The following is a 14,303-nucleotide window of genomic DNA, read 5'->3' on the forward strand; positions in this document are numbered from 1 at the left end:
TCAGCATTGATTGTTTTGCCAGTTGAGGCTCTATATAAACCACGCTGAACGCGTTTACCGCTAAAAACAGGCTTGACCTCTGTCTTTTTGTTATACCTCAAACACTACAGCAAACGGTCGATCGCACGCCCCCGTTCTCCCAAGCTCAAAATTTCCCGACATTTCTCTTGCCAAGTCGAAGTCATTACGAGTATGATTTAACAAGAAGCAAAAAAGAGACCCACCATGAGGATCGAAGCCATACCCCTCAACCAGATTCGCCGCCCCCTGCCCCGAGTCAACGATCGAACTAAAGTAGCCGCCCTCATGGAATCCATCCGGGAGGTAGGTTTAAACGAACCCATCGACGTGCTAGAAGTAGATGGCCAGTATTACGGATTTTCCGGCTGCCACCGGTACGAAGCTTGCCAGCGCCTCGGTTTAGAAACTATCCCGTGCAAAATCCGCCGAGCTCCCCGTGCTGTGTTGCAGATGCACCTAGCCTGAGCAATTCACGACAGGCAAATATTCGATCGCCCAAAACAGCCAAAACAGCCAAAACTGTCAAAACAGTCTCAGATATTCGATCGACAATCACCACTAACAACCTAAAAACCTATGACTACCAACAACCACAAACAACACCTTTACCCGACGCGCATCGATATGTCAGCCGCCACCCGCTCTCAAATAGTCGGGCTGCTCAACGCCACGCTAGCAACCACTCTGGACTTAAAAACTCAAGTCAAGCAAGCTCACTGGAACGTCAAAGGCATGGACTTCTATCAGTTGCATTTGCTGTTTGACGAAATGGCCGGGGAACTCGAAGAATACGTCGATACGGTTGCTGAACGAGTCACTGCTTTGGGCGGTTTGGCTGTCGGAACAGCCCGCACAGCCGCCGCAGATTCGATTTTGCCAGAATTTCCTTTCGACATTCTAGATGGCAAGGAATACGTCACTGCTTTAGCCGATCGCTATGCACCCTACGCCCAACATCTGCGAGTGGCGATCGACAAAGCATCAGAACTCGGCGACGCCGATACAGCCGACTTGTACACCGAAATCTCCCGGGCAATTGACAAACGTTTGTGGTTCCTAGAAGCGCATTTGCAAGCTTCTGCGACAACTGCAACAGCCGTCGCTGAGAAAGTTGCCGTCAAATAGCTACAACTTTTGTGGGGTGGGCCGGAGAGCCCGCCACAGGCTTTCTGGCCTGTGCCACAACTTTTGTGGGGTGGGCCGGAGAGCCCGCCACAGGCTTTCTGTTTGTGGGCCGTTGCTCCTAGCCCGCCCCAAAGATGTATTTCCGATCGGCTCCCGACAGTTTACGATCGAGAATATGTCCATTTATTAATTTGGATGAAATTTTCGTGGCAGCTAATATTCCAGATTATGCTCCTCAACTGCAACGGCTGATGCAACAGGCCGGGATTTCGAGCGATCGAGAACTCAGCCAAAAAGCAGGAGTTCCCGAAATTCAGGTCATCCGCCTGCGTCGCGGCTTAGCTTTGAAAACCCGAGCCGACATCCTGCTCAAAATCAGTCAAGCTTTGCAAATTTCCTTAACCGAACTGCTCGCAACCTTGGCGCCAGACTTTGTAGAGTTAGAAAAGGCACCACCCACAGCCTTAGAACAAGAATATCAGCGCCTCCAAGCTGCGATCGCACAGCAGCGATCGTCTTTGATGGAGGAATTCCAGCTTGCTAGCGTACAAATTTTAGAATCTTGGATGTTGCAGTGGCCGACTGCTGCCAGCAAAGCTCAGGAAAATCACCACTTGCGGGCTCAGAAACTGCTGCCGTTGCTGCGCCCCGTCGAGCAGTTATTGCAGCATTGGGGCATAGAGTCGATCGCCCCAGTCGGAGCAGAGATTCCCTACAACCCGCAACAGCACCAGCTCATCGAAGGAACAGCCCAGGCCGGAGAACCCGTCAAAGTCCGCTATACAGGCTACACACAAGGCGATAAACTCCTCTACCGCGCCAAAGTTAGCTTAGTTTGATGCCATTCTGTATTCAGCAGAACAAAAATTGTCCCCCTCTCACAATTCACTCGCGGTGGCGAAGCGCTGCGAGTCCGATCGGCGTTCCCATCCGCAAAGAGCGCCATCTCTTGCACTCAACAATATTCTCCCGTTCTCGGATTTTCCGTTTCTCTTATTTGGATCGGAGTCCATCTCGCAGCTATACTTAGCCTAGTCTGGCTAGAAATTCTGACATTCCCATCGCAAAATATGAGTCCTGTAGTTAAAATTATTCAGCCCTCTGGCATTTTAGACGGCACCAAGGCAAGTCAATTCCGCCAAGAGATTAGCGACCTAGTGGAAGCGGGAGCCGATGTGGTATTGATAGACTTCACTGATGTGACTTTTATGGATAGTTCTGGTTTGGGCGCTTTAGTATTAGCGCTCAAAACAGTCCGGGCCGCTGGGAGTCAATTAGTCGTCTGTTCTATCAACGAGCAAATCCGCATTTTATTTGAACTCACCAGCATGGATCGAGTTTTCGAGATCTTTCCGACCCGGGATGCTTTTAATCGCAAAATTGTCTCCACTAACTAACTCTTTTGGCTGCTGTCTTCTTGCCATTTGGTTGCAAATGTGATGCAAGAGGTCAGCTAGCCAAAGTTGATCTTGAGTAAAGACCAATCATCATCAAAAACTGCTTTAGCGTTCAACTTTTGAATGTAGTTCAGAACCAGTTCTAACTGATCGGCAGTTGCACCGTTGTAAGATGCTAGCAGGTCGATGAAAGGGTCTAGCCCCCAGATATTGCCGTCAGGTTGGTGAATCTCGTATACCCCGTCGCTAAAGATGTAGAGAGTGCTTAAATCCTCGACATCGCAGCAATTATCGACATAGCGGGCGTCGGGGAACATCCCGACTGGCATTCCGGGGGTTTTTAATTGCTTGATTTTAGCCGTGCTCGCAGGGGACTGGGAAATCAACACTGCCGGGGGATGACCGGCGCTGGCGTAAGTTAGCTGGCGAGTAATGCGGTTGTAAACGCCATACCAGATGGTGAAATATTTGTCATTTTGGTAGCTCATCTGGAAGGTGGTATTGAGGGCTCGCAAAACATCGCTCGGTTTGTAGTAGTCAATGTTGGGCAGTGCGCGCGATCGCAGCAAATTCAGCACCGCCACAGAAGGCAGCGCCGCCCGCAAACCGTGACCGGCTACGTCAAGCAAGTAAATCGCCAAATAATCGGCATCCAGCCAGTTGTAGTCGAAGCAATCTCCGCCTAACTGCCGGGAGGGAATGAATTTTGCCTCGATGCTGACAGGTTCCGTCATCGGATCGGGCAGCAGCGATTGCACGTACTCCGCTGCTTCGGCTAACTCTGCTTCCAGGCTTTGCTTGGCAATTTTCAAATCTCGGCTGAGTTGGTGCAGCCGCAATCCTGCGCGTACTCTCGCCTGCAATTCGTTGAGTTCGATCGGCTTGGAGATAAAATCGTCGGCACCGGCGTCAAGCCCTTTGACTCGATCGGCGATCGAACCCAAAGAAGTCAACAAAAAGAATTGTGTAGTTGACAGTTCCGGATCAGCCTTAACTCGACGGCAAACATCAATGCCGGTCAAACGCGGCATGATCCAATCGCAAATTATCAGCGCCGGACGCAATTTTTGCGCCTGGGCCACGCCGTCTTCGCCATTGCTTGCTACTGTCACTTCGTAACCCTGTTTTTTCAGGGTTCTTCTCAGCAGTTCTTGAACAGCCGTATCATCGTCAATAACCAGAATTTGAAACATGGCACTCGGGTACTACAAGTCTTTCAAAGGTCTGGGGGTCATTTAAAATATATCCTGTGAGGGCGATTGTCTGAGATTGAGTATAGTCTAATAACATCGCTTTTCAGGTAAATGCTTTTGCCGGCCAGCCATCGAGTTCAATTTACCTTTAAATTTGATGCAAATTTTGGTTGGGTCGAACTTCACCCAGTTTATCCTCAGAACATAAACTTTGATAGATTTTTTTTGGCAGCAGGGGCGAATTGACATCGGGGCGCGACTTCTGGTATCGTAAATAGCTAATTACTCGATTTGACATTTATTTTTTTAGCAGTACAAGCCAGTACAGTCGAACTCCCATTCAATTTTGCCTGGTTTTACACGGTCAGCCGCCGCAGCAGCAACTGGAAAATGACGCTGCCGTTGAAGAACTGCGATGGGTGATGTTGGCGCTAGCAGTTGCCCGCATTTTGGCAAAAAAGTTAACAACGTAAAGTACAGGCAGTATAATATTTGCCTCTATTTTAGCTAATAAAACAGCAAGAAGCCTTTCACCTGCCCGATAGGGAGGTGATGAGATGAATTGCGAGCGAGTTGACGACAATCCTCTGACCAATGCCGGAGGCGAGGGAAGAGGGTAGGTCGGAAATGAGCTGTCATATTTTGTTTGTACCCATAAATTTGATAGAATAAATTTGGTTAACTTCACCCCTATCGGTGTCTGATCAGCCTCTGTCCAGTAGCATTGCGATTATTGGTAAGCGACTCCGTTGCACAGCATAGAAGCAAGTAGGCACATCTTGATTAATGCAAATTACCTCCGGGTTTGTCCGATAGTGCGAATCAGCCAGCATCTCATCCAGGGCAGTAAAATTTGTAGGGTACAAGGTAAGAAATTTACAGTCTGCGGTAGGGCATTCCGTGGACTTAAAACAAAGCTCATCGCCTCCGAAGCAATAGCTGGATTGGATGAGAAGCCTACACTGTATTGCTTGCAATCAGTGTAGGAGTATGTCACGGAACTATAATTTTAGTGGCTGAGCGTGATTGAATTAAAAGGTTCCGAAAAGTTGCAAGTCCTAAAGAAAGCGGCTCTTCAAGTCAATACTGGCCAGAGTGCTTTAGAGCCAGTTTTGTCCTGGTTTGCCCAGTTGTACGAGCAGCGAATTCCTACAAGTGTGTGGATACGCTGTCAGTTGGCTTTGGCTGAGGGCTTTACAAATGCGGTGCGTCATGCCCACAAGGGCCAACGGCCGGATTTGCCGGTGGAGATTGACGTGGCGGTGTCTACTGAATCTGTAGAGATTAAAATTTGGGATTCGGGCTCTCCCTTTGATTTAGAGCAAAAAATTCAAGATATGTCGAAAACGATCGATCCTGAAGCTTCGGGCGGGCGGGGCCTCAAGTTGATGAAAGACATCGCAGACAGTCTCAGTTATACGAGAACGGCTGATGGTCGTAACTGTCTGTCGATCGTCAAAAACTATACTCCTATCCCCGAGACGGACGACGAAGATGATATTTTGCAGTTGCCGGACGAACTTTTGGGTTGATCGGCTCATCGGCTGTTAAACGCGCGACAGAGGGTTTAGCCACAGCAGAATTGTCCGTTTTAATTGATTTAATTCTCGATACACTTCTTGTTTTACCCATTGGCCGATCGCGTCGAAGGGTGTAAAAATTTGACCGACAGGCCAGCTAACATCTTGACCTAATGGCGTTTGATGGTTGCCGGCCAGTGTCTGAACTGTAATCATGTCGGAAAATCTTTGTTTTAGCAGACCATTTAACAGCAGGGTTTGGTCGATGTTGTCGCTGTTAAATTTGACTAAAAGATTGCGCCGGATTTGATAGCTATCTTGCACGAGGCGGTTGGTGTCTTGGGGGGAAGGGGTAAACTCTACGTTAAAGACGGGGGAAATTTGCTCGACGATCGGGATTGCTTCGGATGCTGCATAATTGTTGAAAGAGATCAGAATATTGCCGGCTCTTTCTATGTCAAACACCGAGCCGATCAGCAAGTGCAGTTTGCATCCCATGCTGTGCCCCATGCCGTAGACAGGCAGATAGGAAGATTTGAGCAATTTCTTGGCGCGCAACCTATCGAGGGCATTTTCAAACTTGTTGAGGACATCGCGGGCGATCGCAATATGATCCAAAGTATTGACAAACGGGGTTGCTACTACCACATATCCTTGATTCCCCAAGGCCTCTAACAGCCACCGATAGGTCAGTTGCGGTGCAGCAGCTACAAATGCGCCGCCGAGAAAATGTACGATCGCGATCGGTTTCGAGTTTGAGGGAATTAATACCCAGTTGCCAGAAATTTCTTGCCAGTCCATAAATTTAGTCTAGTTCAAAGTAAAAAGGCGATCGTTCTCTGAAGGTATCAGGTAAAAAGGTAGAAAGCATAATTTTTGTTACTTTTTTGCTTTTACTTTCTGCCTAACAAATAGGTTTCCTACCCATTTTTATTCACAAAACTTGGCTTTTTACTTACCATAAATAATTGGTTTAAAGCCGGAACCCCGATCGGGAGGAATTTAAAAAAGACGATTGATTGCTCCAATCCTCTTCCTTCTTTGTCAACTGCTGTCAACTGTCAACTGCTGTCAACTGTCAACTGTCAATTGTCAACTGTCAACTGAATGAAACCTTATCTATTTTAATTGTTTTGGCAGCAAATAGCACGGCGGGCACAGGCTGCTATTTCCGGCTCGCTCGGGTTGAGGCTGGCGGCTGAATATAACACTATACGCGATGGTTAACGCTTTGTTGCGATCGCGCGACGCCAGAGCGATCGAGCGTATCTATTTTTCAGAGGCTTTTATCTCCAAGACGGTTCAGATCGAACCGTCTTAGATTAAAACCTGCATACAAATACAAGAGCCTTTAGGAAAAACCGCTGACTTCCGACGATCGCTGGGGATTAAATTCTGCTGCATGACGGGTGCTTTCTGTCGTTTGACGGCTCAACTTCTCGTGAGATTTCATCCATTTCCACTTGTTCAGAGTAGCTTGAGGATTGAGGGCTGTCGTAGCGATGCCATAAATCAGAGTCAGTACAATCTCCCGATTCAACCAACTTTGTCCCACCTTTCTCATGTAGTGCAGTGCCAAAACTTCTCGGAATTTGTTGAGCCTTGGCAAAAGGGGCAAATTGTTAAAGCACAACTGTTCGTACTCGTTGAGCGATAACTCTTTTTCTCCCCGCAAGCGCCGCAGTTGGTTTTCCTTGACACATTCAGAAGCTATGCGCTTTTTCAGCCAGTGCTTGTCTGTGAGAGAGTTTCCTCTAATTCGATAATTTCCCAAAGGTGCTGTCGCGGCTAGCAAGCCGTGCTTTTGAGCAATTTTGGTAAATAACTCTGTATCTTCTCCTACCTCCCAATCTTCTGCAAAGCCACCTTCTTTGAGCAAAATGAAGCGATCGACTACCACAGAAGACGGGAAAACCCAAGGACTTTCGCCTGTCTCCTTAATCGCCTGCATTTCGGCTTTAGTTGTAGGATAGGTAGGAACGTAACTCAACTTGTTGCCATGCTTGTCTAAATACCGCAAAGCGTGAGCAACTGCTTTGACTTCGGGATTGTCTGCGAGCATCTTCAAACAAACTTCTAGCTTGTTGGGTTCCCAGGTATCGTCACTGTCTAGAAACGCTACATACTTGCCGGTTGCCCGCTTGATCATTAAATTTCTTGACTTGGAAACCCCATAATTGTGGGGATTTCTATAGAACTTAATTCTCGAATCTTGCTTGGCCAGCCTAGCACCAATTTTTCTAGTATCGTCTGTCGAGCAGTCATCAACAATTAAAATTTCTAGATGCTTGTGGCTGCCATTAACTACGGAGGCAACGGCCTCGGCCAGGGTTTCGGCTGCATTGAATGCAGGAATTATTACACTGACTTTTGGGCTGTTCATAACTTGAATTAGTTGTGTTTTGGTAGTTGTTCGCCGAAGTATAGTCTTCGCCACATATGACCCCTGAAATTAGAATACGAAGAAAGTAAGGATTTTCCGCTGAAACTGAAAATTGCTGGCTGTGAAACGCACTGACTGGGATCTAGTGCGATGAAAGCTCGCGTTTGAGCAGTTAAGTTGCAAAGCATAATGTCCGGCGCTAGATGATTCGAGCTTCCACCCCCTGGCGTGTATGCCAGCAAGGGCAAAAATAGGATGCTGTTTCTGAGCGTTCGTATATCTACATAGAATCAACAGTGCTTTCCGCAAAGGATTATACAGCTTTATTAAGTTTTATGACAGGAAATTAAGAAAATTAACTTCCTATATCAAACTTCCTGCCTTGGGGGAAAGAAGAGGTTAACTTACAGGGCGAAATAGTTATCTAAACTTAATCAAAGCTTGCTGGACAAGATAAGTCTAGAATTGAGATAATATCTGGAATGCCGAAAACCAAGGCTCAATTATCCGGTTTGTAAACCGCAGTTCTGTCAGTACCAGCCAGCCTGTTAAGGTCGAGAAGGAAGTCCACAACTCGTTAAATTGGCTGAAAATAGTGGGTGACTCATGGCTAATAGCGACCGCTAGAATTGTTTTTTTGATTGAATAGTGAGACTTGAGAAAGTTTAGCTAAGTTTTGTGTAGCAGAAACAGAGTTGGCTAGGGAATAGTGGGAAAATTTGGATTTTAGCCGTGTTTTCCGCTACTTAGTAGCTAGGCTGTTGATTTATACAGCCGTACTGCGCTTATTTACCTATAGCCAATATAACAGGCTGGAAGCCTGAGTGGGATCAGCCTAGCGGGGGGAAAACCCTCAATATGGGTATCGCAGCCGATTTGACAGCTAATTTTTTTGGCGAATTCCCCTCTGTTCAATCCTTTGAGGGCTTTTGTCAGGGCGATCGCATTTTAGAGGGCCTATGCAAAGAACCAATTTTTATTAACAACTCGACTGATGCAGAGATTGTCCACCAGTCGAGTTGTCAACAAACAGGCGGCTATTATCTACCCTAGAAGTCGAATCTCTAGCTGAGTCCAGTTAACTGTTCAGCTACTGCTAGAAAGTGGCAGAGTTCGGTAGGCTATATGTAGCAGCCCAATAGCTAATTAGTCAAATTCTTGATTTAATCGCTTCTGATATTTCATCCACTGAATTTTGTGTACAGTGGCTTGAGGGTTCAGCACTGTTGTGGCAATTCCGTAAATTAGAGTAGGCAAAATCTCACGATTTAACCAGCTTTCTCCGGCTTTTCTCATGAAGCGAGTTGCCACAATCTCTCTTAACTTATTGAGTTTTTTTAACGGCGACAGATTTTGGAAAAAGATTTCTTGGTATTGGCTCAAGGTTAACTCTGATTGACCGCGAATTCTGCGTTGCTGGTTTTCTTTAACGCAGTCTATCGCTAGACGCTTGTTAAACCAATATTTATCGGTTAACGAATTGCCCAAAACTCGGTAGTTTCCTAAGGGCATCTTTGTGCTTAGCATCCCGTGCTTTTGAGCTAGTCTGGCCATCAGTTCGGTATCTGCACCTACTTTCCAGTCGTCTAAAAATCCTCCGATTTCTAGGATAGCTTCTCGTTCTACTACTAAAGCTGTAGGAAAAACCCAAGGAAGCGCGCCGTTTTCTTGAACATCCTGCAATTCTTCCCGATTTGTGGGATACGTGGGAATGTAGCTGACTTTCTCGCCTTCCTTGTTGAGATAGCGGAGGGCGTGACCGACTGATTTAACTTCTGGGTGTTTTTTGAGGAGATTCAAACATTCTTCTAGTTTGTTTGGTTCCCAGGTGTCGTCACTGTCTAAAAATGCGATAAATTTTCCGGTTGCTGCTTCGAGCATTAAATTTCTAGATTTGTAAGCTCCTAGGTTTTTCGGATTTTTGTAATACTTAATTCGCGGATCTTGCCCCGCCATGTCAGTAACTATTTTGTCGGTGCCGTCGGTGGAACCGTCATCAATCACTAGGATTTCTATATTCCGGTGAGTCCCCTGGAGTGCGGAGGCGATCGCTTCGCCTATAGTGTCTTTGGCGTTGAATGCCGGCATGATGATGCTAACTTTTTCGCGGGAAAAATTTGTGCTAATGGCAAGTGATGCTGCTTTTCTGACAATCCTGGGTGCGAGAATAGTGGGCGACGCAGTTTTGAGTTTTCCTGTGTTTAACTTGTTATCGATTGCACCTCCCATATCTCTATTCTTGATGTTTTTGAGATTAAATCCGGGGATGAATGCGCCGATGTTGTTTGCGTTCATAAAGCTTGATGGAGATGTTTATTTGAGATGATTGTTTGCTTCAATAGATTCCGATTAACTAACACTCCGGACAGTTTGGTAAACTGCTCACTAAAACTTTTTGTTTTTTTAAGTTCAAGGATTGCGCTTTTTTTTAAAGTTGGGTCTACGGCCTGACTTTTAAAAAAGATCCAGCCTATTACCAGAAAGAATTGGTTGAAAGCCGTAACCCCGATCGGGAGAAATTAAAATCAGACTATTCATTACTCCAATCCTCTGACTTAAGGGTAGAGGTCGCTCTCAAACTGTCAACTGTCAAGCGGTCAACTGTCAACTGTCAACTGTTGAAGTAGATAGGACTTTGAGCCTTAAAATAACCCAAAATTTTGCTCAGAATATTTGTTAATAAAAAATTAATAATTAATGTAGCCATAGTAGCACTCTTCCCACTCGGCTGCAACACTTTTGGCTATAAGTTTTTTTGATAATGCTTAATATTTCTGATCATTTAAATTACCATGTAGTGTATTTAACAATTACCCTACTGAACATATTTGAGTTTGAGTAAACTTGTGGCTGTTAATGATTCTTCGCTGAAGTGAAATTAAATCTATGTCTTTAGGATGATGTCATTTAATTGTCACTGTAATATCTCCTAAGAGAGCGGGGGGAAATGTTTTCAAAGTTAAGCAATAAAGTGCGTATCTATACTTGTTTCATCACGGTAATATCTACTGACAAAGCGGGGAGAAATGTTTTCAAAGTTAAGCAATAAAGTGCGTATTTATACTTGTTTCATCACGGTAATACTGTTAGGTGGGTGCCACCAGCAGCTACAGCCAAACTTGCAGCAGCAGCGCAGCAAACAGGTCATGGCAGTTTCGGCTCACCCCCTGGCGAGCGCCGCGGGGCTGAGCGTGCTGCAACAGGGAGGCAATGCGGTGGATGCGGCGGCTGCTACGGCTTTGGCGATTTCGGTGGTGGAGCCTTTTTCGGCGGGTATCGGCGGCGGAGGTTTTTTGCTGCTGCGACGGGCCGAAACGGGGACTGTGCAAGCGCTGGATTTCCGGGAACGATCGCCCAAACGAGCAACGCGCGATATGTACCTGGACAAGCAAGGTAAGGTACGCAAGCGGGCAAGTCTGGACGGGCATTTGGCGGCGGGCATTCCGGGTACTGTGGCTGGACTTTATACGGTGCACCGCGAGTATGGTAAGTTACCTTGGGCGCAGGTGGTGGCTCCGGCGATCGCCCTTGCCCAAAAGGGTTTTCCAGTAAGTTCCCGCTTCACAAAGGCTACTCTGCAACGAAAGGATGCGATTAACAAGAATCGGGCGGCACGGGATATTTTCACTCGTGGTGATGTTTTATACCAACCGGGGGAGGTTTTGGTGCAGCGAGATTTGGCGCGGACATTGCGACAAATTGCACAAAATCCCCAAAGTTTTTATCGCGGAGATATTGCGCGGGCGATCGCCACCGACATGGCTAAAAATGGTGGCATTATCACTCTCGAAGACCTGAAAAACTATACGCCGATTTGGCGCAATCCGGTTTGTGGCAAGTTTCGCACTTACGAAATTTGCGCGATGTCGCCTCCCTCTTCCGGTGGCGTTCATTTGTTGCAAATCCTCAATATTCTAGGCGATACCGATCTCAAGAGTTTGGGAAGGAAAAGCCCGGATGCGCTACATTTGCTGGCGGAATCGATGAGGATTGCCTATGCTGACAGGGCCGAATATTTGGGCGATCCAGATTTTGTCAGCGTACCTGTCAAAGCTCTGACTAACAGAAATTATGGGAAATTTCGCCGATCGCAAATCGAAATTTCCAAAGCCAAACCTTCGAGCGAAGTAAAAGCTGTTGATGCTCAAACTTTGAGCCGCTTTGTGTACGAGTCGCCGGAAACTACGCACCTGACGGTAGTTGACAAAGAGCGCAATGTTGTTAGTTTGACGTTTACGGTGAATGGAGGTTTTGGGGCTGGGGTTGTGGCGGCGGGTACGGGAATTTTGCTCAACAATGAGATGGATGATTTTGCTGCTGCGCCGGGAGTGCCGAATTTGTTTGGTTTGGTGGGCGGTGAGGCAAATGCGATCGCCCCTCTTAAAACTCCTTTATCCAGCATGACACCGGTTATCGTGACGGAAAATGGCAAATTTCGCCTTGCTGCGGGGGCTCCTGGAGGCAGCACGATTATTACCACGGTTTTGCAAATTGTCCTCAACCTGTTGGTTTACGACATGAATGTGGGCGAGGCTGTGTCTGCTCCCCGGGTGCACCATCAGTGGCAGCCGGATCGCCTGATGGTGGAACGCGGAGGTTTTGAGGCTGGGACGCTTGAGGAGTTACGCAGGCGGGGACACCAGATTGTCGAACGTGACGGCTGGGGAAATGCAAATGCGATCGTCCTGACTGATGACGGTTGGTTGGAAGGGGCTGCCGATCCGCGCGGGGAAGGAGAAGCAAGGGGGTTTTAGCGATCGGTGATTAGTGCTGTCCCCGCTCGCGAACTTTCTCATCAGTCATTTGTCATCAGTCATTTGTTTTGATATCAGGTGGAGTCGATCGACCCCACTCGATATCAATTGCGGATTTACCCAAAAACCCCGGTTTTTTATTTTAGCAAAATCTTTTGTCAAGGGCGATCGTAAACCTCATAAAAACCAGGTTTCTTGGGTATCCTGTGCCTACTTCCTCAAATTATTAGTCTGTGTACGTATATTTTGGTATTAGTATTTTATCCTGAAGTTTATTGATTGAATAATTGCTAAGAAATACCCAAAATATTAACCATCCAAGCCGTAAAATTACGTAGATGTAAAGTCATTGTAAAGGCACTAGACATTGATGCTTATCTAATGTAAAAATGAATTTAGACATTAAACAATCTTAGTCTTTTAAACAAAAATATATGATAAGTTATCACAAAATTGCTGCCTTAACAGCTACCTTGACTGCTGCTCTGAGCTTTTTGGCATCACCAGTAATGGCATTTTCGGTAGGGGCAACTAATAACACTGAGATTTTGAAAAATAATTTGTTAGGAAATAACATAGCAGGATTGAGTGATTTCTCTGTTTTAATTACCGGAAATCAGGCTGCCTTTGGTACTTTTATTAATGACCCTTTTGGTTTGCAGTCAGGCGTTGTTCTCAGCACTGGCAAAGTCACCGATATACCGGGCCAGAATCGGAAAGATAACCTAATGACCAACGGCAGCGATCTAAACACGGACTTTGGAGTAAAGGGCGAATCTGGGGATTTAACTCAGCTAGACCTCAGATTTTTTGCTGACGACACTGCTGAAAAATTGTTTTTTGAGTATGTATTTGGTTCAGAGGAGTTTCCTGAGTTCGGCGGTTCTGAATATAATGACGATTTTGAACTGTTGCTGAATGGTCGTAACTTAGCAAAATTGAGCGACGGCAAAACAGTTACAATTAATAATCTCGTTCCCGATCCAAATAATCGCTCTACAGATCACTCAGACTATATTAACAACCCAAGTTTGATGGGTATTGCTGCTAACATCATTAAGCTAGACGGTTTTACTAAAGTTTTAGGGTTTGAGGGTTTGCTCAAGCAAAATCAGACAAATGTTCTCAGCATCCGCATGAAAGATGTGGGCGACGGTAATTTTGATTCGGCTGTATTTATTAAAGGCGGTTCTGTGGGAACGATCAAAGCTGATACAATTCCCAAATCGGTGGCTGTATTGATTAAAGACAGTTCTGTGGAGACGGTAGAAGCTGAGCCAGTTCCAGAACCGATGACGGTCGGAGGTTTGATGGCGGGAGGTGCTATGCTGGCTGCTGGACGAAAGTTGCGTCGCCGGAAATAATCAATCACGGAAGCGTTCAATCAAAAAAAATCAAGATGGTTAAGTATGTAAAATTATTAGTTTGCAAACCCAATCAATTTCCCAAGTTTTGACATAATAATTGTGAGAAAAGCCTCCCCCAAAAGCCTAAAAAGGTGAAAAGTCAGATCCAACTTGCAGTACATCTCTTGGGGGAGATTTTGGGAATGGAAAATTCGCTGCCGGCTATAGATCAATACGGTTCACTTAAGATGGTCCGAAGAGAGGAACGAAGCATAAGCCCTAGCCCTTTCAGGGCAGCTTCGCCAACGGGCAGGCACGCGCCAACCCAGTATCTATTTTTCATGAGTTTTCCCTCTTGTCATATCATTTCCGGTTGCACTCCTTATGATATAGAGGAGACGGCAGTGCCGTGTCCCTACCGTGATTAATCGTAGGGACACGGCACTGCCGTCTCCTAATTTCCGTTAATAATTCCGATGCAACCGGAAACGATATCATCTCTTAAGTTAACCGTATTGGGCTATAGATATTATTAATTCAGCGTGGCAACAACTAACCCCAATC

At 46.2% G+C, this 14,303-nt stretch carries 13 protein-coding genes; 9 read left to right on the top strand and 4 right to left on the bottom strand.

Annotated elements, in window-relative coordinates; all coding sequences use genetic code 11:
* The first annotated feature begins 225 nt into the window (after positions 1-225).
* From JGK07_RS06150 to JGK07_RS06165, 4 genes are all read left to right on the top strand, one after another.
* Entirely contained in the window at positions 226-486 is a 261-nt protein-coding gene (locus JGK07_RS06150; RefSeq protein WP_293214370.1) for a sulfiredoxin, read from the top strand.
* A gap of 111 nt (positions 487-597) precedes the next feature.
* On the top strand, positions 598-1,146 hold the full coding sequence (dps, locus tag JGK07_RS06155) for a DNA starvation/stationary phase protection protein Dps (protein WP_293187041.1): 549 nt from the start codon (positions 598-600) through the stop codon (positions 1,144-1,146).
* A gap of 134 nt (positions 1,147-1,280) precedes the next feature.
* The gene (locus JGK07_RS06160) at positions 1,281-1,985 is read left to right on the top strand and encodes a helix-turn-helix domain-containing protein (RefSeq protein ID WP_293193837.1); all 705 of its coding nucleotides are present in this window, start codon (positions 1,281-1,283) and stop codon (positions 1,983-1,985) included.
* Between the two features lie 231 nt (positions 1,986-2,216).
* Positions 2,217-2,543, top strand: coding sequence for an STAS domain-containing protein (locus JGK07_RS06165; RefSeq protein ID WP_293187039.1), 327 nt, complete (start codon positions 2,217-2,219; stop codon positions 2,541-2,543).
* Between the two features lie 56 nt (positions 2,544-2,599).
* Here the strand turns inward: JGK07_RS06165 and JGK07_RS06170 are convergent, their stop codons facing one another.
* Positions 2,600-3,736 carry a SpoIIE family protein phosphatase gene (locus JGK07_RS06170; protein ID WP_293187038.1) on the bottom strand — a complete coding sequence of 379 codons (1,137 nt, stop codon included), beginning with the start codon at positions 3,734-3,736 and terminating at the stop codon, positions 2,600-2,602.
* Positions 3,737-4,758: 1,022 nt separating this feature from the next.
* Between JGK07_RS06170 and JGK07_RS06175 the strand changes: the two genes are divergently transcribed.
* Positions 4,759-5,268 (top strand): ATP-binding protein, encoded by a 510-nt coding sequence (locus JGK07_RS06175; RefSeq protein ID WP_293241582.1) that lies wholly within the window; start codon positions 4,759-4,761, stop codon positions 5,266-5,268.
* A gap of 15 nt (positions 5,269-5,283) precedes the next feature.
* Here JGK07_RS06175 and JGK07_RS06180 read toward each other — a convergent pair whose 3' ends face one another.
* Entirely contained in the window at positions 5,284-6,057 is a 774-nt protein-coding gene (locus JGK07_RS06180) for a DUF1350 family protein (protein ID WP_293187035.1), read from the bottom strand.
* A gap of 218 nt (positions 6,058-6,275) precedes the next feature.
* Between JGK07_RS06180 and JGK07_RS06185 the strand changes: the two genes are divergently transcribed.
* A complete protein-coding gene (locus JGK07_RS06185) occupies positions 6,276-6,458 on the top strand; it encodes a hypothetical protein (RefSeq protein ID WP_293187034.1) in 183 nt (60 codons plus the stop codon).
* Between the two features lie 149 nt (positions 6,459-6,607).
* Here the strand turns inward: JGK07_RS06185 and JGK07_RS06190 are convergent, their stop codons facing one another.
* Positions 6,608-7,639, bottom strand: a complete 1,032-nt coding sequence (locus JGK07_RS06190; protein WP_293187033.1) for a glycosyltransferase — start codon at positions 7,637-7,639, stop codon at positions 6,608-6,610.
* A gap of 858 nt (positions 7,640-8,497) precedes the next feature.
* Between JGK07_RS06190 and JGK07_RS06195 the strand changes: the two genes are divergently transcribed.
* Complete coding sequence (locus tag JGK07_RS06195; RefSeq protein WP_293179331.1) at positions 8,498-8,692, top strand: hypothetical protein; 195 nt, start codon at positions 8,498-8,500, stop codon at positions 8,690-8,692.
* Between the two features lie 93 nt (positions 8,693-8,785).
* Here JGK07_RS06195 and JGK07_RS06200 read toward each other — a convergent pair whose 3' ends face one another.
* Complete coding sequence (locus JGK07_RS06200; RefSeq protein ID WP_293179334.1) at positions 8,786-9,934, bottom strand: glycosyltransferase family 2 protein; 1,149 nt, start codon at positions 9,932-9,934, stop codon at positions 8,786-8,788.
* A 731-nt stretch (positions 9,935-10,665) separates the two neighbouring features.
* On the opposite strand from JGK07_RS06200, the gene ggt reads away from it, so the two are divergent.
* Together ggt and JGK07_RS06210 are read left to right on the top strand one after the other, a co-directional pair.
* Positions 10,666-12,393 carry a gamma-glutamyltransferase gene (gene ggt, locus JGK07_RS06205; protein ID WP_293179337.1) on the top strand — a complete coding sequence of 576 codons (1,728 nt, stop codon included), beginning with the start codon at positions 10,666-10,668 and terminating at the stop codon, positions 12,391-12,393.
* Between the two features lie 434 nt (positions 12,394-12,827).
* The gene (locus JGK07_RS06210) at positions 12,828-13,757 is read left to right on the top strand and encodes a choice-of-anchor L domain-containing protein (RefSeq protein WP_293179340.1); all 930 of its coding nucleotides are present in this window, start codon (positions 12,828-12,830) and stop codon (positions 13,755-13,757) included.
* The last annotated feature ends 546 nt before the right edge of the window (positions 13,758-14,303 follow it).

It is taken from the genome of Microcoleus sp. PH2017_24_DOB_U_A, from assembly GCF_020738205.1.
GTDB lineage: Bacteria > Cyanobacteriota > Cyanobacteriia > Cyanobacteriales > Microcoleaceae > Microcoleus.

What these genes read in the sequence shown, in the direction of transcription:
- ggt (WP_293179337.1), top strand. Translation starts at nt 10,666, where the DNA reads ATGTTTTCAAAGTTAAGCAATAAAGTGCGTATTTATACTTGTTTCATC.
- JGK07_RS06210 (WP_293179340.1), top strand. Translation starts at nt 12,828, where the DNA reads ATGATAAGTTATCACAAAATTGCTGCCTTAACAGCTACCTTGACTGCT.
- JGK07_RS06195 (WP_293179331.1), top strand. Translation starts at nt 8,498, where the DNA reads ATGGGTATCGCAGCCGATTTGACAGCTAATTTTTTTGGCGAATTCCCC.
- JGK07_RS06170 (WP_293187038.1), bottom strand. Translation starts at nt 3,736, where the DNA reads ATGTTTCAAATTCTGGTTATTGACGATGATACGGCTGTTCAAGAACTG.
- JGK07_RS06165 (WP_293187039.1), top strand. Translation starts at nt 2,217, where the DNA reads ATGAGTCCTGTAGTTAAAATTATTCAGCCCTCTGGCATTTTAGACGGC.
- JGK07_RS06180 (WP_293187035.1), bottom strand. Translation starts at nt 6,057, where the DNA reads ATGGACTGGCAAGAAATTTCTGGCAACTGGGTATTAATTCCCTCAAAC.
- JGK07_RS06150 (WP_293214370.1), top strand. Translation starts at nt 226, where the DNA reads ATGAGGATCGAAGCCATACCCCTCAACCAGATTCGCCGCCCCCTGCCC.
- JGK07_RS06160 (WP_293193837.1), top strand. Translation starts at nt 1,281, where the DNA reads ATGTATTTCCGATCGGCTCCCGACAGTTTACGATCGAGAATATGTCCA.
- JGK07_RS06200 (WP_293179334.1), bottom strand. Translation starts at nt 9,934, where the DNA reads ATGAACGCAAACAACATCGGCGCATTCATCCCCGGATTTAATCTCAAA.
- JGK07_RS06190 (WP_293187033.1), bottom strand. Translation starts at nt 7,639, where the DNA reads ATGAACAGCCCAAAAGTCAGTGTAATAATTCCTGCATTCAATGCAGCC.
- dps (WP_293187041.1), top strand. Translation starts at nt 598, where the DNA reads ATGACTACCAACAACCACAAACAACACCTTTACCCGACGCGCATCGAT.